The 19,261-nt window shown below is 70.1% G+C and carries 18 protein-coding genes; 10 read left to right on the top strand and 8 right to left on the bottom strand.

Annotated elements, in window-relative coordinates:
- Positions 1-61: 61 nt before the first annotated feature.
- The 4 genes from araD to OG718_RS40180 all read right to left on the bottom strand — a co-directional run bounded on the left by araD (position 62) and on the right by OG718_RS40180 (position 4,389).
- A complete protein-coding gene (gene araD, locus OG718_RS40195) occupies positions 62-1,843 on the bottom strand; it encodes an L-arabinonate dehydratase (protein WP_260695190.1) in 1,782 nt (593 codons plus the stop codon).
- On the bottom strand, positions 1,840-2,757 hold the full coding sequence (locus OG718_RS40190; RefSeq protein WP_143637246.1) for a dihydrodipicolinate synthase family protein: 918 nt from the start codon (positions 2,755-2,757) through the stop codon (positions 1,840-1,842). The genes araD and OG718_RS40190 overlap by 4 nt, the downstream gene beginning before the upstream one ends.
- Positions 2,754-3,410: a GntR family transcriptional regulator gene (locus OG718_RS40185; protein ID WP_143637249.1), complete on the bottom strand. Its 657-nt coding sequence runs from the start codon at positions 3,408-3,410 to the stop codon at positions 2,754-2,756. Before OG718_RS40185 ends, OG718_RS40190 begins: the two co-directional genes overlap by 4 nt.
- Positions 3,411-3,783: 373 nt before the next feature.
- A complete protein-coding gene (locus OG718_RS40180) occupies positions 3,784-4,389 on the bottom strand; it encodes a TIGR03086 family metal-binding protein (RefSeq protein WP_328846513.1) in 606 nt (201 codons plus the stop codon).
- A 173-nt stretch (positions 4,390-4,562) separates the two neighbouring features.
- Between OG718_RS40180 and OG718_RS40175 the strand changes: the two genes are divergently transcribed.
- Complete coding sequence (locus OG718_RS40175; RefSeq protein WP_143637254.1) at positions 4,563-5,531, top strand: NAD(P)-dependent alcohol dehydrogenase; 969 nt, start codon at positions 4,563-4,565, stop codon at positions 5,529-5,531.
- A gap of 141 nt (positions 5,532-5,672) precedes the next feature.
- The gene (locus tag OG718_RS40170) at positions 5,673-6,923 is read left to right on the top strand and encodes an MFS transporter (RefSeq protein ID WP_143637257.1); all 1,251 of its coding nucleotides are present in this window, start codon (positions 5,673-5,675) and stop codon (positions 6,921-6,923) included.
- On the opposite strand, the gene OG718_RS40165 is transcribed toward OG718_RS40170, so the two are convergent.
- Complete coding sequence (locus OG718_RS40165; protein ID WP_143637260.1) at positions 6,924-8,099, bottom strand: hypothetical protein; 1,176 nt, start codon at positions 8,097-8,099, stop codon at positions 6,924-6,926.
- A complete protein-coding gene (locus OG718_RS40160; RefSeq protein ID WP_143637262.1) occupies positions 8,096-9,037 on the bottom strand; it encodes a 5-dehydro-4-deoxyglucarate dehydratase in 942 nt (313 codons plus the stop codon). The genes OG718_RS40165 and OG718_RS40160 overlap by 4 nt, the downstream gene beginning before the upstream one ends.
- Positions 9,038-9,319: 282 nt before the next feature.
- On the opposite strand from OG718_RS40160, the gene OG718_RS40155 reads away from it, so the two are divergent.
- The 8 genes from OG718_RS40155 (at position 9,320) to OG718_RS40120 (ending at position 17,306) form a co-directional block, all read left to right on the top strand.
- The gene (locus OG718_RS40155; protein WP_143637265.1) at positions 9,320-10,144 is read left to right on the top strand and encodes an NAD-dependent epimerase/dehydratase family protein; all 825 of its coding nucleotides are present in this window, start codon (positions 9,320-9,322) and stop codon (positions 10,142-10,144) included.
- 305 nt (positions 10,145-10,449) lie between these two features.
- Positions 10,450-11,220, top strand: a complete 771-nt coding sequence (locus tag OG718_RS40150) for a DeoR/GlpR family DNA-binding transcription regulator (RefSeq protein ID WP_143637268.1) — start codon at positions 10,450-10,452, stop codon at positions 11,218-11,220.
- Positions 11,221-11,333: 113 nt separating this feature from the next.
- A complete protein-coding gene (locus OG718_RS40145) occupies positions 11,334-12,704 on the top strand; it encodes an ABC transporter substrate-binding protein (protein WP_143637271.1) in 1,371 nt (456 codons plus the stop codon).
- Positions 12,701-13,639, top strand: coding sequence for a carbohydrate ABC transporter permease (locus OG718_RS40140; protein WP_143637274.1), 939 nt, complete (start codon positions 12,701-12,703; stop codon positions 13,637-13,639). Before OG718_RS40145 ends, OG718_RS40140 begins: the two co-directional genes overlap by 4 nt.
- On the top strand, positions 13,636-14,517 hold the full coding sequence (locus tag OG718_RS40135) for a carbohydrate ABC transporter permease (protein WP_143637277.1): 882 nt from the start codon (positions 13,636-13,638) through the stop codon (positions 14,515-14,517). The genes OG718_RS40140 and OG718_RS40135 overlap by 4 nt, the downstream gene beginning before the upstream one ends.
- Positions 14,514-15,503, top strand: coding sequence for a zinc-dependent alcohol dehydrogenase family protein (locus tag OG718_RS40130; RefSeq protein ID WP_328846512.1), 990 nt, complete (start codon positions 14,514-14,516; stop codon positions 15,501-15,503). Before OG718_RS40135 ends, OG718_RS40130 begins: the two co-directional genes overlap by 4 nt.
- A 259-nt stretch (positions 15,504-15,762) precedes the next feature.
- Positions 15,763-15,984: a hypothetical protein gene (locus OG718_RS40125; protein ID WP_143637284.1), complete on the top strand. Its 222-nt coding sequence runs from the start codon at positions 15,763-15,765 to the stop codon at positions 15,982-15,984.
- Positions 15,985-16,088: 104 nt separating this feature from the next.
- On the top strand, positions 16,089-17,306 hold the full coding sequence (locus OG718_RS40120) for a TerD family protein (RefSeq protein WP_143637975.1): 1,218 nt from the start codon (positions 16,089-16,091) through the stop codon (positions 17,304-17,306).
- Positions 17,307-17,376: 70 nt separating this feature from the next.
- Here the strand turns inward: OG718_RS40120 and OG718_RS40115 are convergent, their stop codons facing one another.
- Complete coding sequence (locus OG718_RS40115; RefSeq protein ID WP_306940638.1) at positions 17,377-18,249, bottom strand: carbohydrate ABC transporter permease; 873 nt, start codon at positions 18,247-18,249, stop codon at positions 17,377-17,379.
- Positions 18,239-19,261 (bottom strand): carbohydrate ABC transporter permease, encoded by a 1,023-nt coding sequence (locus tag OG718_RS40110; protein ID WP_143637291.1) that lies wholly within the window; start codon positions 19,259-19,261, stop codon positions 18,239-18,241. Before OG718_RS40110 ends, OG718_RS40115 begins: the two co-directional genes overlap by 11 nt.

Below are 19,261 nucleotides of genomic sequence, written 5' to 3'. Positions count from 1 at the left end.
AAGCGCTTCGCACACTTCGTTCGATATCTCGGACAGAAGAGGGCGCCGACGAGCCGGGCCCTCAGCCCGCGTACGGGTCCTGCACCTTGCCCGGCCGTGCGAGGAACGCGAAGTCGCAGCCGGTGTCAGCCTGGGTGATCTGTTCGTTGTAGAGCGCCCCGTAGCCGCGCTCGTAGCGCTCGGGCGGCGCGGTCCACTCCGCCCGGCGCCGCGCCAACTCCTCGTCGTCCACGTTGAGTTGGAGCGCGCGCGACTCGACGTCGAGCGTGATGGTGTCGCCGGTGCGGACCAGGGCGAGCGGCCCGCCGATGTACGACTCCGGCGCCACGTGCAGCACACAGGCGCCGTAACTCGTGCCGCTCATACGGGCGTCGGAGATCCGAAGCATGTCCCGCACGCCCTGCTTCAGCAGATGGTCGGGGATCGGCAGCATCCCGTACTCGGGCATGCCGGGACCGCCCTTGGGTCCCGAGTTGCGCAGTACCAGCACGGTGTCGGCCGTGATGCCCAACTCCGGGTCGTTGATGGTGCGTTGCATGGTCCGGTAGTCGTCGAAGACGACCGCGGGACCGGTGTGCTTGAGCAGGTGCGGCTCGGCGGCGATGTGCTTGATGACGGCGCCGTCGGGGCAGAGGTTGCCGCGCAGGACGGCGACGCCTCCCTCGGCGGCGACGGGGTTCCGACGGGTGCGGATGACGTCGTCGTTGTGCACCTGCGCGGAGGCGAGCTGCTCGCGCAGGCTGTCGTACGAGACGGTCGGCCGGTCGAGGTGCAGCAGGTCGGTGATCCGCGACAGGAACCCGGGCAGTCCGCCGGCGAAGTGGAAGTCCTCCATGAGGTACGTCCGGCCGCCGGGCCGTACGTTCGCCAGGACCGGCACCGTACGGGCGATCCGGTCGAAGTCGTCGAGGGTGAGCCGGACCCCGGCGCGTCCTGCCATGGCGATGAGGTGGATCACGGCGTTGGTGGAGCCACCGAGCCCGAGGACCGTCGTCACCGCGTCCTCGAAGGCATCGGCCGTGAGGATGTCGGACAACTTCCGGTCCTGCCGGACGAGTTCGACGATCCGCAGACCCGAGGCGGCGGCCATCCTGTCGTGCCCGGAGTCGACCGCGGGGATGCTGGAGGCGCCCGGGACCGTGACCCCGAGGGCCTCGGCCGCCGCGGTCAGCGTGGACGCCGTGCCCATGGTCATGCAGTGCCCGGGCGAGCGCGCGAGGCCGCTCTCCAGCTCGGTCATCTCGCAGTCGCCGATGAGCCCGGCGCGCTTGTCGTCCCAGTACTTCCACATGTCGGTGCCGGAGCCGAGGACCTCGTTGCGCCAGTGGCCGGGCAGCATGGGTCCGGCGGGCACGAAGATCGCCGGCAGGTCGACGGACGCGGCGCCCATGAGCAGCGCGGGCGTCGACTTGTCGCAGCCGCCCATGAGGACGGCCCCGTCCACCGGGTACGACCGCAGCAGCTCCTCGGTCTCCATCGCGAGCATGTTGCGGTAGAGCATCGGGGTCGGCTTCTGGAAGGTCTCGCTCAGCGTCGACACCGGGAACTCCAGCGGGAAGCCGCCGGCCTGCCACACGCCCCGCTTGACCGCCTGGGCACGGTCCCTCAGGTGGACGTGGCAGGGGTTGATGTCGGACCAGGTGTTGAGGATCGCGATGACCGGCTTGCCGAGGTGCTCCTCGGGCAGGTAGCCGAGCTGACGGGTGCGGGCCCGGTGGCTGAAGGAGCGCAGGCCCTCGGTGCCGTACCACTGGTGGCTGCGCAACTGCCTCGGTGCGTCCGGGACTTGGCCCTCGTCCGGGGTGCCGTCGGCGTCCGGTGTCGTCGGTTTGGCGTCGGTCATATGGACCACCCCGCGGCGATGGCGGCGACCTCGGCCCGTTCGGACTCGGGAAGCTGCTTGCTCGGCGGCCGGACCTCGCGGCGGCACAGGCCGAGCGAGGCCAGGGCCTCCTTCACGACCGTCACGTTGTTGGCGGAGTTGTTGGCCGCGCGCAGCTCCTCGAAGCGGCGGATCTGCTCCCAGACCTTCATGGCGCCCGCGTAGTCGCCGGATCGAAGCGCTTCGATCATGTTCAGTGAGACGGCCGGGGCGACGTTCACGAGCCCTGAGGTGAAGCCCGTCGCACCTGCCGAGAAGTACGAGGGCGCGTACGGTTCGGCGAGTCCGGCCACCCACACGAAGCGTTCCAGCCCGGCGTCCCGCGCGAACGCGGCGAAGCGGGCCGCGTCCGGCACGGCGTACTTCACGCCGATGACGTTCGGGCAGGTGTCGGCCAGTTCGGCGAGCCGGGCGCCGGCCAGCACCGGGTTGCGGATGTACGGGACGACACCCAGCTCGGGGACCGCCTCCGCGATCGCCCGGTGGTAGTCGACCCAGCCGCCCTCCGAGACGTACGGGTGGACGGGCTGATGGACCATCACCATCTGCGCCCCGAGCTCACGGGCGTGGCGGGCGGAGGCGACGGCGGTCGGCACGTCGTGCCCGACACCGACCAGGATCGCCGCCCGGTCCCCCGCCTCATCGATGGTCAACTCCGTTACGGTGCGCCGCTCTTCGGGGCTCAGGGCGTAGAACTCGCCGGTGTTGCCGTTGGGCGTGAGGATGCGTACGCCGCCGTCGAGCACCCGGCGCAGCAGGACCCGGTGGACCTCCTGGTCGATCGAGCCGTCCTCGGCGAACGGGGTCACGGGGATCGCCACCACGTCGGCCAGAGCGGCCCGCCCGGCCTCGAACGCGGTCGTGGTCGCGGTCATTCCTGCTCACCCTTTCCCTGGGCCTCGGGGAAGGCCCGTTGCACGAACGAGGCGATGTGCGAGTGCAGGGCGCGCGCCGCGCCGTCCGAGTCGCCGTCGAGGGCGAGCCGCAGGATCTCCCGGTGCTCGGTGGCCTCGCGCTCCCAGGACGGGTTGGCGGCCCAGGCGACCGCGGAGACCAGGGCGGCCTGGTCCCGGACCTCGTCGAGCATCCGGCCGAGCAGCGGGTTGCCGCAGCGGACGTAGAGGGAGCGGTGGAACTCCCGGTTGGCGAGGGAGCGTTGGGCGGTGTCGGTGGCGGCGTCGGCGCGTTCGAGCGCCTCGCGCGCCGTGTCGAGGGAGGAGCCGCGCTGGACGGAGCGCCGCAGCGCCTCCGGCTCCAGGAGCAGCCGCACGTCGTACACCTCGCGCGCCATGTCCGCGTCCACCATGCGCACCGTGACGCCCTTGTACTGGTTCATCACGACGAGTCCGGTGCCGGCCAGGGTCTTGAGCGCCTCGCGCACCGGGGTCTTGGACACCCCGAACTGTGCGGCGAGCTCGGTCTCGACCAAAGCCTGCCCCGGGGTCAACTGCCCGGTGAGGATGCGGTGTTTGATCCCTTCCAGCACGAACTGCGTGCGGGAGGGGATCGGCGTGGGCACAGAGGTCATGCGCGCCTCTCGGGGTAACGGAGTCCTCAGGGATCGAGGGCTCGCGTATCTGATCTCACGTATCGCGTCTCATATATGACGTACGAAGTACGACGCGATGAAAGTAGGAGCGCCCCTGTGTTTCGTCAACGCTTCTGACAAAAGAAGTTCGAGACTTCTGGGAAAAGAAGGCCGAGCGATGCCGGGGCTCGATGCCGCGCCGGCGCCCTCGGAAGACAGGCGAACCCGTTCGCCCTCGCGATGCCGAGGGGATGCCGGCCTCGCGCGCTGCGGGGGTGAGCCCGCCGCACACGAGGCTCCGGCCCACCACGAGCCTCGCCACATCCATGTGCCACTGCAACCCGGCGAAGACACCGGCCGGGACCGTGCTCTGTCAGCCGACGGGCGCCCACCCCGGGTCCCGGCCGCTCAGCCCGATCACCCGGTCCAGCAGGGGCGCCCCCTCCGGCACGGGCACGACCGGCCCGAAGATGGTCCCCCGCGACGGATCGTCCACCGAGGCCGCGAGCATCTCGTACGCCGCGTGCAGGGCGGCCGCGTCGGGGGCGTACGGCTGGCCGGTCGCCCGGGCCAGGTCCCAGCCGTGTACGACGAGTTCGTCGGCGGCGACGACACCCGCGACCTCACCGGGCAGGTCCACACCGCCCGCCCGGGTCTCGCCCGTCCAGGCGGCCGGATCGCGCCACGCCTCGGCCAACTCGCCGAGCACCTTGGGCAGTTCGGCTCGCCAGCCGGGCTCCACGTCCGGCCGTCGGGAGGTGGGGGCGGTGTCGGTCGTGGCCCCGAGGTCCTTGCGCCCGGCGTCCCGGAAGGCCGTGGACAGCCCGAGCAGATGCCCGAGCAGATGACGTACGGCGTACTCCGGACACGGCGTCACGGCGTCCAGCTGCTCCTCGCCCACCTCCTCCGCGAGGCGTGCCACGATCAGGGCCTGCGGCCCCAGGTCAAGGGTGGTGGGGGTGGTGCCGCCGTCGCCCATGCCGGGCTCCTCTCGTCAGGGGGTCTTCGGGGGGTAGACCGTCGGCCGTACGAAAACTCATCGCTCCCGCGCCCCAAGATCGTGCTCAGGAGTCTGGTCAGGCGTTCGAGCCACCGAGATGCTCGGTGCAACCGGGATACCCGGTGCCGGGGACCGCGAAGGGGAGCCACGCCATGAAGGCGATCGTTCAGGATGCCTACGGATCAGCGGACCTCCTGGAACTGCGCGACATCGACCGCCCCGTTCCCGGCGACGACGAGGTGCTCGTCGAGGTGCGCGCGGCCGGTGTCGGCCCCGAGGTGTGGCACCTCATGACGGGCCGGCCCTATGTGGCCCGCGTCGCCCTGGGACTCCGTAAGCCCAAGAACCCGGTACGCGGCTGGGACGGCGCGGGACGGGTCGAGGCCGTCGGGGCGAAGGTGATCGAGTTCAAGCCGGGCGACGAGGTCTTCGGCAACTGCGAGGGCTCGTTCGCCCAGTACGCGCGCGCCAAGGCCGCGAAGATCGCCCTCAAACCGGCCAACCTCACCTTCGAACAGGCCGTCGCCCTCCCCGTCTCCGGCATGACCGCCCTCCAGGCCCTCAGCGGCAAGGGCCGTCCGAAGCCGGGCCAGAAGGTCCTCGTCATCGGCGCCTCCGGCGGCGTCGGCTGCTACGCCGTCCAGCTCGCCGCGATGTACGGCGCCGAGGTCACCGGCGTCTGCGGCCCCACCGGCGCCGACTTCGTACGTTCCCAGGGCGCCTCGCACGTCATCGACTACACCCGCGGGGACATCACCGACGGCCCGCACCGCTACGACGTCATCGTCGACAACGCGGGCCTTCGCCCCCTGCCCCTCCTCCGCCGCGCCCTCACTCCGCGCGGCACCCTCGTCATCGTCGGCGGCGAAGGAGGAACCAGCTTCTTCGGCGGTATGAGCCGCGGCCTGCGGGCCGTCATGCTCTCGCCGTTCACCGGCCAGAACCTCGGCAACCTCATCTCGGTCGCGCGCCGCGAGGACCTGCTCGCCCTCAAGGACCTCGCCGAGCAGGACAAGCTCACCCCGCCCATCGACCGCGTCTACCCCCTCGCCGAGGCGGCCGACGCCATCCGCCACCTGGAGAAGGGCCACCCCCGGGGCAAGATCGTCCTCACCGTCTGAACATCCTCACCAGCCGAACCGGGCGGGGAGCCCACCGGGGCCTCTCCTCATCCCGACGACCCCGCTGCCCCTTCCCCGACGCCCCGAGTAGGGCACCTGCCCGATGCCCGGCCCAGGGCCTTAGGCCCACGATGACCAGGCATGACGACATGGACACAGACGTGGGCGGTGACCCGCGTCCTCAGAGACCGCAACGCGGGTCTGTACCTCGGCGGAGTCGTGGTCTCCGGGTTCGGCTCGTCGGCGATGTGGCTGGTGTCCGGGATCTGGGTGAAGGACCTGACCGGCTCGGACGGCCTGGCCGCCCTCTGCGTCTTCGCTCTCTGGGCGCCCACGCTGATCGGCCCGGCCCTGGGCACCCTCGCGGACCGCACCCGCCGCCGGCCCCTGCTGGTGTGGACGAACCTGGGCCTGGCCGCACTCCTGCTGCCCCTGTTCGCCGTCGACTCCCCCGGCACCCTGTGGATCCTCTTCACCGTGCTCCTGGTCTACGGAGCGGCCGGCGTCGTCCACGACGCGGCGGAGTCGGCCCTGGTGGCCACGGCCGTCGACAAGCAGCTCCTCGGCGACTTCAACGGCCTGCGCATGACGGCCAACGAGGGCATGAAACTCCTGGCCCCGCTCGCCGGAGCGGGCCTGTACGCGGCGTACGGGGGCGCCCGCGTCGCGCTCCTGGACGCGGTCACCTTCGCCCTGGCCGCGGGCCTCTACACGCTCCTGCGCGTACAGGAGCCGAAGCCGCTCACGGCCTCCACCCTGGCCGACTGGCGCACACAAACCGCCGAAGGCGCCCGCTACTTGTGGGGCCACGCGACCCTGCGCCGGCTCGTCCTCGCGGGCGGCACGACCATGCTCTTCTCGGGCCTCAACGGCGCGTTCATCTACGCGGTGGTGGAGGGCCTCGGCCACTCGCCCGCGTACGTGGGTGTCCTGTACGTCGCCCAGGGCGTCGGCTCGGTGGCGGTCGGGCCGGCCGCGGGCCCGCTCATGCGGCGCCTGGGCGAACGCCGGTTCGCTGGGTACGGGATCGCGCTCACGGCCGTGGCGGTGACGGCTCGCGCGCTCCCCTACGACGCGGTGGTCCTCGCCTCGGCCGCGGCGGTCGGCGTGGGTCTCCCCTGCGTACTGATCGCGGCACTCACCGCGGTCCAGCGCGAGACTCCGGACGCCCTGCTGGGGCGCACGACGGCGACCGCCAACACGCTGCTGTTCGCCCCGACCGCGGTGGGACTCGCACTGGGCGCGGGCCTGGTCGAACTCGTCGACCACCGCGTGCTGTTGGCGGTTCTCGGGATCGCACGACTCGTCACGGTCGCGCCCATGTTGCGGTACCGCGCTCCGGCAATGGCGCGGGGAACTGCGCGACAAGCCCCCACCGGACCCGCAGACTGACTACCGCGCTCCCAGCCGGGCGAGCGCCTCCGTCACGAGCGTCAGGTCCTCGTCGGACGCCAACCCCGCGTGATACAGCCGCACTTCGGTGGCTCCCAGCTCGACGGCCCGGGTCACGTCCTCGACGAGTTTCGCGGGGCGGCCGCCCATCCCGCTCACCACGGTGAAGTTGGCCGCCAGCACAGCCCCGTCGACTCCCTGCTCGGCGAAGGGGATCAGCGGCTCGGGCCCCGCGGCGCACGGTACGACCACTCCGTCGGCGACCGACAGGATGTGCCCGGGGCCCACACCGGGGTTCGCACCGACGCGGTAGGAGACCGGGTCCGCGTGCAGCAGGATCTGGAACCCCTCGGGCGCGGCCGCGCGTACGGCGAGGACGGCCTCCGTCTGGAGGGACCGGGCGACCGAGTCACGCCACGCGCGCGTGGCCGTCGCGAGTTCGGCGCCGAGCAGCTTCTCCACGTCCTCCCAGCCCTCGACGGGAGCCTCGCCCCGCCACACGGGCTCCAGGGCACGCCGGACCGCGGCCGCCAACTCCTCGGGGTCGAGGCCCAGTTGCGTATACCCGTCCCCGCACGACGGGCAGAAGCACAGCGACATCAGGTACGTGCCGGCGTCCCCGAGTGCCACGCCCGCCGTCTTGTCGTGGGCGTGCAGATGTGGGAGCCCGTACCAGCCGAGGGACTCCAGCTCCGTTCCCGCGGCGCCGGGACGGACCGCCGCCTCGACGGCCAGATCGACCAGGTACGTGCGCGTGTCGGGCTGCGCGACGCAGGGAGCCCACGAGTAGCGGTCCCCATAGGCGTTGACCACGGAGGTGTCCGGAAACTCCACGCCCATACGGGAGTTGTGCGCGAGCACCACCCAGGTGTGCACATCGAGCCCCGCCTCCGCGAGAGCCGACGCGGCCTCCCCGTACGCGTCTCCGGACGCCCAGTCCCCGGCGGCGTACGGCCGGAGCCTGCGGCCCTGCCACCGCGCGGGGTCCGTCGGGTAGAGCGCGGAGGCGTGCAGCGCTGTGACGATGCGGTGCCGGGGATGGCGGGGAGTCAGGGCGCGCGTGGAGTGGTAGGCGGAGGCGAGCGTCGCCTGCTGTACGCCGAGCCCGGCGATGCGTGCCGCCGCGTCGGGGTCGCCGTTGACGTCCCACGGATAGACGAAGGTCGACGCCTTCACTTGCCCTCCTCCAGAAGCGCGTAGCCCCGCTCGATCAGCTGGGCGAGCTGCTTGACATGCTCCTCGGCCGGCTCGTGCAGCGGCGGCCGCACCTCGCCCACGTCGAGCCCCCGCAGCCGTACGCCCGCCTTGACCAGCGAGACAGCGTACCCGCGGCCCTGGGCGCGCAGTTCGACGAGAGGCCGGTAGAAGCCGTCGAGGAGGCGGTTCACGGTGGCGTCGTCGCCGGAGCCCAGGGCCCGGTGGAAGGCGAGGGCGATCTCGGGCGCGAAGCAGAAGATGGCGGAGGAGTACAGCGTGATGCCGATGCCGCGGTAGGCGAGGCCGGTGAGCTCGGCGGTCGGCAGCCCGTTGAAGTAGAGGAAGTCGCCCGGGTACTCGGACCGCACGGCGCTCACGATGCGCTGCATCAGGTCGAGGTCGCCGAGCCCGTCCTTGAAGCCGATGATCCCTTCGGCGCGGGCCAGCGAGACGACGGTGTCGGGCGTGAACACGGCGTTGTCGCGCTGGTACACGATGACGTCGAGCGAGGTGGCGGCGGCCAGCTCCGAGTAGTGCCGCAGCAGCCCCTCCTGCCCGGCGACGACGAGATAGGGCGGCATGGCGAGCAGCCCGTCCGCGCCGGCCTCCTCGGCGAGCCGCGCGTACCGCACGGCGAGCGCGGTCCCGTACCCGGCGCCCGCGACGACGGGGACGCGGCCCGCCGTCTCCTCGACGGCCGCCCGTACGCAGTCCTGGAACTCCTCGGGCGTGAGCGCGTGGAACTCCCCGGTCCCGCAGCAGGCGAAGACGGCGGCGGCCCCGGCCTCGACACCCCGCCGGACGTGCTCGCGGTAGACGTCGAGGTCGACGGCTCCGTCGCGGTCGTACGCGGTGACGGGGAAGAACAGCGGCCCGCTCGGGATACTGAGTCGAGCGGCAAGGGGGGCTGACGTCACGGGCTCTCCCTAGAGCATGAGCATGCACGCACACGCCGACTCGTGCACGTTTCTGATCCATGTCCATATCCCTGAACGCTTCCACGCTAAGGCGCCCTCTTGGGGGCGGTCAAGCGGGCCAACATGCATTGCGGGAGCAACAAGGGGGCAGAAAGAGCACGGAAGGGCAGCGGATTTCACCACTCCGCGCGACACTTGACGCGGTCCGTCGACGATCCTTAGCGTGTCCACGGATGTGAATGCCGCACACGGTGACGGCTGCTGATTCAAGGAGACCCGAGGATGCCCGCTCCCCGCACCGTTCTGCTCACCGGCGCCGCCGGCGGTCTCGGCACCCTGATGCGCGGACTGCTGCCCGCCTACGGATACGAGCTGCGCCTCCTCGACCTGCTCCCGATCGAGGGCGAGCCGGACGCGATCACCGCGGACCTCGGCGACAAGGAGGCCCTGCGCGAGGCCGTGCGGGGCGTGGACGCGATCATCCACCTCGCGGGCATCTCCCTGGAGTCCACCTTCGAGAAGATCCTCAAGGCGAACATCGAGGGCACGTACAACCTGTACGAGGCGGCGCGCGAGGAGGGCGTCCGGCGCATCGTCTTCGCCTCCTCCAACCACGCGGTCGGCTTCACCCCGCACCCCGAGGGCGAGGCACCCCACGCCCCGGACACACTCATCCCCATCGACACCCCGCGCCGCCCGGACACCTTCTACGGACTGTCGAAGTCGTTCGGCGAGGACCTGGCGCAGTTGTACTGGGACAAGCACGGCCTGGAGACCGTCTCCGTGCGGATCGGCTCCTGCTTCATGGAGCCGACCAGCGTGCGCATGCTGTCGGTCTGGATGAGCCCCGGCGACGGCGCCCGCCTCTTCCACGCGGCCCTGACCGCCGAGGACGTCGAGCACACCGTCGTCCACGGCTCCTCCGCGAACACCCGCCTGTGGTGGGACCTGACCTCCGCCCGGGGGCTCGGCTACGAGCCGCAGGACGACTCGGAGCAGTACGCCGAGAAGCTGATCGCCGAGCAGGGCGAGCTGGACCCGCACAACCCGGACCACACCCGCCTGGGCGGACACTTCGTGACCAACCCGCCGGTCTGGCCGTACTGACGCTCGCGTCCGGGCCGGAGCTCCCGTTCGGTCGCACCCGCCACCGCCGGCACATCCGGCCACCACGCACGGACCACCTCACGGGGCCGACGGGCACCGAACGGGCCCGCCCGCCCCGCAGTTCGGGCATGCTCACTGCCCGAATTCCGCTGCACCGCAGGTCCGGCACGGGCAGCCGTCGCTCGTTACGGTCACATACGGGCGCCATCGGGCCCGCAACAGACCTGGTCAGTGGCGCGTACCCGCTGTAGAACTTCCCCCATGGGCCCCACCGGGCCCGAACGGGCAGTGAGCACGGAGAGCGGGTGTCGGGCATGAGCGCGGAAGAACGTCAGCGGGAGATCGTGAAGAGCGCCCGCCGCACCGGCGCCGTCGATGTGAACGAGCTCGCCGCCGAGCTGGGCGTCGCCAAGGAGACCGTACGACGGGATCTGCGAGCCCTGGAGGACCACGGACTCGTCCGCCGCACGCACGGCGGCGCCTATCCGGTGGAGAGCGCCGGCTTCGAGACGACGCTCGCCTTCCGCGCCACCAGCCATGTGCCCGAGAAGCGCCGGATCGCGGCCGCCGCGGCCGAGCTGCTCGGGGACGCCGAGACGGTCTTCGTCGACGAGGGGTTCACCCCGCAGCTCATCGCCGAATCACTGCCCAGGGACCGGCCGCTGACCGTGGTCACCGCGTCCCTGGCCACCGCGGGAGCGCTGGCCGAGGCCGACAACACGACGGTGCTGCTGCTCGGTGGCCGGGTCAGGCCCGGCACCCTCGCGACCGTCGACCACTGGACGACGAAGATGCTCGCCGGGTTCGTCATCGACCTGGCGTTCATCGGAGCCAACGGCATCTCGCGCGAACACGGCCTCACCACCCCCGACCCGGCCGTCAGCGAGGTCAAGTCACAGGCCATCCGGGCCGCCCGGCGCACGGTGTTCGCGGGGGTGCACACCAAGTTCGGCGCCGTGAGCTTCTGCCGGTTCGCGGAGATCAGTGCACTGGAGGCGATCGTCACCAGCACCCTCCTGCCCACGTCCGAGGCCCACCGCTACTCGATGCAGGGCCCTCAGGTCATCCGGGTCTGAAACAGAGACCGCACCCCAGTCCCCAAAGAGTTCGAAAAAACAACTGACCCACTACAGAGGCATCACACTCCCCTGTTTCATCCCATATGTACTGATACATCCAGGAGCGATCCATGCGAACCCAGAGCCGACGGAGGCCGCGCGCGACGCTCGTCGCGGCCGCCGCAGGGACGCTGCTCGCCCCGCTGCTCTCCGGTTGCTGGGCCGGAGCGGGCGGAGCGGGCTCCGGTGGCAACTCCATCAACGTCCTCATGGTCAACAACCCGCAGATGGTGGAGTTGCAGAAGCTCACCGCCGCCCACTTCACCAAGGAGACCGGCATCAAGGTGAACTTCACCGTGCTGCCGGAGAACGACGTCCGCGACAAGATCAGCCAGGACTTCGCCAACCAGGCCGGCCAGTACGACGTCGCCACCCTGTCCAACTACGAGATACCGATCTACGCCAAGAACGACTGGCTGCACGAGATGGACTCGTACGTCGCGAAGGACCCGAAGTACGACGAGCAGGACGTCCTCAAGCCCATGCGCCAGTCCCTCACCGCGGACGACGGCAAGCTCTACGGGCAGCCCTTCTACGGCGAGTCGTCCTTCCTGATGTACCGCAAGGACGTGTTCGAGGCGAAGGGCCTCACCATGCCCGAGCGCCCCACCTGGACCCAGGTGGCCGACCTCGCGGCCAAGGCCGACGGTGCCGAGTCGGGCATGAAGGGCATCTGTCTGCGCGGCCTGCCCGGCTGGGGCGAGGTCATGGCCCCGCTCACCACGGTCGTGAACACCTTCGGCGGCACGTGGTTCGACAAGGGCTGGAAGGCGCGGCTCGACTCCCCCGAGTGGGAACGGGCGGTGAAGTTCTACGTGGACCTCGTCCGCGACCACGGCGAGGCAGGCGCACCCCAGGCCGGCTTCGCCGAGTGCCTCAACAACATGACCCAGGGCAAGGTCGCCATGTGGTACGACGCCACGTCCGCGGCCGGTTCCCTGGAGTCGGCGAAGTCCCCGGTCAAGGGCAAGATCGGCTACGTACCGGCGCCCGTCGAGAAGACCGAGTCCTCCGGCTGGCTCTACACCTGGGCCTGGGGCATCCAGGACGCGTCCCGGAACCCCGACAAGGCCTGGAAGTTCGTCTCCTGGGCGTCCAGCAAGGAGTACGAGCAGCTGGTCGGCGACGAGATCGGCTGGTCCAACGTCCCGGCCGGCAAGCGCGCCTCCACGTACACCAACGCCGACTACCGCAAGGAGGCCGGCGCCTTCCAGGAGATGACCAAGGAGGCCATCGAGGGCGCCAGGCCCACCGACCCCGGCGTACAGCCGCGGCCCGCGCCCGGCATCCAGTTCGTCGGCATCCCCGAGTTCACCGATCTCGGCACCAAGGTCTCGCAGGAGATCAGCGCGGCCATCGCCGGACGCCAGTCCGTCGAGTCGGCCCTGAACAAGTCCCAGAAGCTGGCCGAGGAGATCGCCGAGGAGTACGAGGGACGATGACCGCCACAACAACGGCTCCCATAGCCGCACCATCCGTACACACCGAGAAGCGTCCCTCGGGCCGCATGCGCGCCTGGGCGACCCGGGCCCCGCTCCTCCCCGCCCTGATCTTCATGATCGCCGTGACCCAGCTCCCCTTCGTGGCCACGCTGGTGATCTCCTTCTTCGACTGGAACTCCCTCTACCCGGACGCCCGCAGCTTCACGGGCTTCGGCAACTACTCCGAGGTCCTCACCGACGCGGCCCTGCGCAAGTCGGTGTGGACGACCATCCTGCTGACAGTCGCCGTCGTCCTGGCCAGCCTCGTCCTGGGCCTGGGCCTCGCCCTCCTCCTGGACCGGAAGTTCCGGGGCCGCGGCCTGGTCCGTACGCTCCTGATCGCACCCTTCCTGGTGGTCCCCGTGGCGGCGGCCCTGCTCTGGAAGCATGTGCTCTACAACCCTGAATACGGCCTGCTCAATGGGTTGTTGCACTATGTGGGCGGACCACAGCCGGACTGGATCTCCAACACCCCGCTGCTCGCCGTCGAGATGTCCCTCGTCTGGCAGTGGACGCCCTTCATGATGCTGATCCTTCTGGCGGGGCTGCAGAGCCGCGACCACCAGCAGATCGAGGCCGCGAAGGTCGACGGCGCGAGCGACTGGCAGGTCTTCCGCTATCTGACCCTGCCCCACCTGCGCCGCTACCTCGAACTGGGCGCCCTGCTGGGCTCGATCTACATCGTCCAGAACTTCGACGCGGTCTTCACCATCACATCCGGCGGCCTGGGCACCGCGAACCTGCCCTACACCGTCTACCAGAGCTTCTACCAGGCCCACGAGAACGGCCTCGCCTCCGCGGCCGGCGTCCTGGTCGTCATCGGCTCGATCATCATCGCGACCTTCGCGCTGCGCGTGGTCTCGTCCCTGTTCCGCGAGGAGGTGGGCCGCGCATGAGCGCCACCGCTGTACGTGTACGTCCCCGCACTGCCGAGTCCGGCCACCCCGGTCCCCGCCGCCCCAAGGGAAGGGGCCTCGGCCTGGTCGCCTGGCTGGCCGGGATCGTCTTCTTCCTGCCCATCGCCTGGATGGCCCTGACGTCCTTCCACTCCGAGGAGGACGCGGCGACCAATCCCCCGTCCTTCGGGGCCGCCCTCACACTCGACGGCTACCGCGAGTTCTTCGGCGCGGGCGGCGGCGCGAGCCCCTGGCCGTCGCTGATCAACTCGACGGTGGCATCGCTGGCGTCAACGCTCCTGGTCCTCCTGCTGGCCCTCCCCGCGGCATACGCGCTCTCGATCCGCCCAGTGAAGAAGTGGACCGACGTCCTGTTCTTCTTCCTCTCCACGAAGATGCTCCCGGTGGTCGCGGGCCTCCTGCCCATCTACCTCTTCGCGAAGAACACGGGAATGCTGGACAACATCTGGCTCCTGGTCATCCTCTACACCTCGATGAACCTGCCGATCGCGGTGTGGATGATGCAGTCGTTCCTCTCCGAGGTCCCGGTGGCGATCATCGAGGCGGCGCAGATAGACGGCGCGAAACTGCCCACGATCCTCGCGCGGGTCGTGGCCCCCATCGCCCTCCCGGGCATCGCGGCCACAGCCCTGATCTGCTTCATCTTCAGCTGGAACGAGCTGCTGTTCGCCCGAGTGCTCACGGGCGTGGTGGCGGAGACGGCCCCCGTCTTCCTCACCGGCTTCATCACCAGCCAGGGCCTGTTCCTGGCGAAGGTGTGCGCCGCGTCGCTCGTCATCTCCCTGCCGGTGCTCGCCGCGGGGTTCGCCGCCCAGGACAAACTCGTCCAGGGCCTGTCGTTGGGAGCCGTGAAATGAAGGCCGCAGTCATCGAGTCCGTGGGCCGTGCCGTCGTGGCCGAGGTCCCGGACCCGACGCCGGGCCCCCGCGAGGTCGTCGTGGAGGTCGCCGCCTGCGGCCTGTGCGGCACCGATCTGCACATCCTCCAGGGCGAGTTCGCGCCCAAGCTGCCGATCGTGCCGGGCCACGAGTTCGCGGGCGAGGTGGTCGGGGTGGGCACCCAGGTTACGGAGCTGTCGCTCGGCGACCGGGTGGCGGTGGACCCCTCCCTCTACTGCTACGAGTGCCGGTTCTGCCGTACGGGCCACAACAACCTCTGCGAACGGTGGGCGGCCATCGGCGTGACGACGGCGGGCGGCGCGGCCCAGTACGCCGCGGCCCCCGTGGCGAACTGCGTCAAGCTCCCCGAACACGTCCGCACCCAGGACGCGGCCCTGGTCGAGCCCCTCTCCTGCGCGGTCCGCGGCTACGACGTGCTGAACTCCCGCCTGGGCGCCCACGTCCTGATCTACGGCTCAGGAACCATGGGCCTGATGATGCTGGAGCTCGCGAAGCGGACGGGTGCGGCGAGCGTGGACGTCGTGGACATCAATCCGCAGCGGCTCGCGACGGCCGAGCGGCTCGGTGTCTCGGCGACGGCCACCGGGGCCGACGAGCTCGACCGGCCGCAGGGGTGGGACCTCGTCGTCGACGCCACGGGCAACGCGGCGGCGATCCAGGACGGCCTGGAGCGGGTGGCCAAGGCCGGCACGTTCCTCCAGTTCGGCGTGGCGGACTACGCGACCCGGGTCACCATCGACCCGTACCGCATCTACAACCAGGAGATCACCATCACCGGCTCCATGGCCGTCCTCCACAGCTTCGAGCGGGCGGCGGAGCTCTTCGCCACGGGTGTCCTCGACCCGGACATCTTCATCAGCGACCGACTGCCCCTGGACCAGTACCCCCAGGCCCTGGACCAGTTCGCCTCGGGCGTCGGCCGAAAGATCGTGGTGGTCCCGTAGGACCTTTCTCGCCCCCGCCGCCCCTGCCCATTCCCATCCCCTGGGGCTCCGCCCCAGACCCCGTGGAGTGCGATTACGAGTGCGGGTCCGGCTGTGGCTGATCGCGCAGTTCCCCGCGCCCCTAAAAGGGGCGCGGGGAACTGCGCAGTCTTTTGGGGGTTCGGGGGCGAAGCCCCCGAGTAAGTGACGGGAATGGGCAGGGGCGGCGGGGGCGAAAAACCCTTGGGCCAGCCCCACCCCGCCGACCTACCATCCCCCCATGCCCCGCCCCAACGGCTTCGCCTACGCCCACCACCCAGACGGCACCGTGACGATCACACACGGCACCCGCCCCGCCACCACCCTCCGCGGCCCGAGGGCCACCCAGTTCCTCGCGGAAGTGGAATCCGGCGACCCTCAACTGGTCATGGCCCGCTGGACGGGCAACTACAAACACGGCAACGAACGAACGGCCCGCAACCACCCCAGAAACCGCCACTGACGGCCACCGACCACCCCTGACCAGCACAAACCCGCACTGACCCAATTGGCGGTCAGGTAAGGGAACGGCAAAGCGGGCCCGGTCGTTCACGGGGCATGACAGCTATGACCCCCGGCTCGAACATCCCTCTCCCCGTCACCCGCGTGACGGTGGACGTCGCCGCCCCGGTGCGGCTCGACGTATCGGGCCTGCTGCTCACCGCCGACGGCAAGGTGCGCTCCGACGACGACTTCATCTTCTACAACCAGCCGACCGGCCAGGGCGTGACATACCGCTCCGGCGGCGGCACCAGCCCCGACTCGATCACGGTCGACACGACGGCCGTGCCCCCGGGCATCGAGAAGATCGTCGTCACCGCGAGCCCGGACGCCGCGGGCCAGACCTTCCAGGGCGTCGAGCCCACGGCGACGATCCGCAACGCCGACGACAACTCCGTACTGGCCTCCTTCACCCCGCCCCAGCTCGGCTCGGAGACGGCCCTGGTGATCGTCGAGGTCTACCTGCGCAACGGCGCATGGAAGGCCCGAGCGGTCGGCCAGGGGTACTCGAACGGCCTGGCGGGCATCGCCACGGACTTCGGCGTGACGGTGGAGGAGCCGGCCGCCCCGGCCCAGGCAGCGGCCCCGGTCGCCCCGCCGGCCCCCACGATCCAGACCCCGGTGACACCCCCGGCCCCGCCCGTCACCGCGCCCGCGGCACCGCCCGCGCCCCCGGCGGCACCTGCCGCCCCCGCCCCGGGCGCCGGGAAGATCAACCTAGACAAGGGCCGCGTAAGCCTCCAGAAGAACCAGACCGTGTCCCTGGTCAAGGGCGGCCGCCCGTTCCTCTCCCAGGTGAAGATGGGCCTCGGCTGGGAGCCGGCGTACCGCGGCAAGGACATCGACCTGGACGCGTCGGTCATCGCGTACGGCCCTCAGCGCAACCACATCGACAGCTGCTACTTCGGCAAGCTCTCGATCGTGAACGGCGCGATCAAGCACTCCGGCGACAACCTCACGGGCGAGGGCGGCGGAGACGACGAGGTGATCGTCGTGGACCTGGGCCGGCTCCCCCAGGAGGTCACCGGCCTGGTCTTCACGGTGAACTCCTTCTCCGGCCAGAAGTTCACCGAGGTCGCCAAGGCCTACTGCCGCCTCCTGGACGCCGCCACGGGCGAGGAGCTGGTCCGCTTCGACCTCACGACCGCGGAGCCCCAGACCGGCGTGATGATGGCCAAGCTCATCAAGCAGTTCTCCGGCGAGTGGGAGATGACGGCCCTCGGCAACTTCGTCAAGTCCCGCACGGTCCGCGGCATGGTGAAGCCGTCGGCCCAGGCGCTGTAGCCCACCACCTCACCACGAACGTGCGGGGCGCCCCCCATCCCGGGGGGCGCCCCGCACGTTCGTGGCCGGGTCACATCTTCGTGGCACCCGCGGCGAGGTCCCTGAGGAAGTGCCGCGCCCCGATCAGGAACACGATGATCAGCGGAACGACGCTCATCAACGCACCTGCCATCACCAGGGAGTAGTCGGTGTTGTAGAGGACGTTGAGGTTCGCCAGGGCGACCTGGAGGGTGACCCTGTCGGGGTCGATCATCACGACCAGCGGCCAGATGTAGTCGTTCCAGATGCTGATGAAGGTGAAGATGCCGAGGAACGCCAGCGCGGGCCGGAACAACGGCATCGCGACCTGCCAGTAGAGCCGGAAGAAACCGGCGCCGTCGATCCGCCCGGCGTCGAGCAGTTCGTCGGGCAGCGAGTTCTGCGCGTACTGGCGCATCCAGAAGATGCCGAAGGCGTTGGCCGCACCGGGAATGATCAGCGCCTGCAACGAGCCGGCCCAGCCGAACTCCGCCATGGTGACGAACTGCGGCACCAGGGAGAGCTGCGCGGGGATCATGTACGTGACCAGCAGGCCACCGAAGAGGAACTTCTTGCCCGGGAACTCGTACTTGGCGAAGGCGAACGCGGCCAGCGAGTCGAAGAACAGCACCAGCGCGGTCCCGACCACGGCGACGACGACGGTGTTGAACAGCGATCCGAAGAAGTCGACGGTGTCGAGCACCCGCCCCATGTTGTCCAGGAGATGCGGTCCCGGTACCAACTTGGGCGGGTAGCTGTAGATGTCCTCGGTGGTGCCGGAAGCCATCACCACCAGCCAGTAGAAGGGGAACAGCGAGATCAGCACACCGAGCAGCAGCACCCCCCGGACACAGATCCGGGTGAGCCGGCTGCCGGAGCCGATGGCGAGCCCCGCGCTCCCGGTCGTCCTGTCGTCAGCGGCCATTGCGGGCGGCCCCCTTGCGTCGCAGCAGTGACCGGATACCGGCGCGGTCCTCGCGGTCGGAGCCGGAGACCAGCCGCCAGTTGATGAGGGTGAAGACCGCGATGATCGCGAAGAGGAGCCAGCCCATCGCGGCCCCGTAGCCGAACTGGTGGTCCTTGAAGGCCTTCTGCCACAGATAGAGCACGATGGTCATACCTTCCTGGCCCGGTCCGCCGATGGTTCCGACATCGGTCGACTGGAACAGCACCTGGGACTCGGTGAAGATCTGCAGGCCGTTGATGGTGGACGTGACGGCGGCGAAGAGGACCACCGGCCGCAGCTGCGGCAGCACGACCCGGAAGAGGGTCTGCCAGCTGTTCGCCCCGTCGACACGGGCGGCCTCGAAGTGCTCGGTCGGAATGGCCTGGAGGCCCGCCAGGAAGATCAGGGCGTTGTAGCCGACCCACCGCCAGATGATCATGATGGAGAGGGACACCTTGATCCCCCACTCGGAGGACAGCCAGCCGACGCCGTCGATCCCGACGACCCTCAGCGCCGAGTTGGCGAGTCCCGTCTGGGCGAAGACCGAGCCGAAGACGACGGTCATGGCGACCATCGAGGTGACGTTGGGGATGAAGTACGCCACCCGGTACGCGCCGGTGAACCGGACCTGCGAGTGCAGCAGGAACGCGAGCACCAGGGCCAGGAACAGCATCGGCACCGTGGACAGGAACCAGATCTCGAAGGTGTTGAGCACCGAGTGCCAGAACACCGAGTCCTCGAGCAGCCAGCCGTACTGCTTGAGCCCGACGAAGCGCATGTCACCGATGCCGTCCCAGTCCTGGAAGGACAGGTACAGGGAGAAGACCACCGGGAAGGCGCCGAAGACGGCGAAGAGCACGTAGAACGGCGAGATGGCGAGGAGGGGCGGCCCATGGCGCCGTCGCCCGCCCGGGGCGGTGGCGCGAGAGCGACGGGCAGGTCGCCGTTCGTCGGCCTCCGGCGCACCGGCCGAGTCGAGAACCGTGGCCAT

It is taken from the genome of Streptomyces sp. NBC_00258 (assembly GCF_036182465.1).
In the GTDB taxonomy this organism is placed as follows: Bacteria; Actinomycetota; Actinomycetes; order Streptomycetales; family Streptomycetaceae; genus Streptomyces.
The sequence above is the reverse complement of the archived record's forward strand: the minus strand, read 5'-3'. Positions and strand labels throughout refer to the sequence as shown.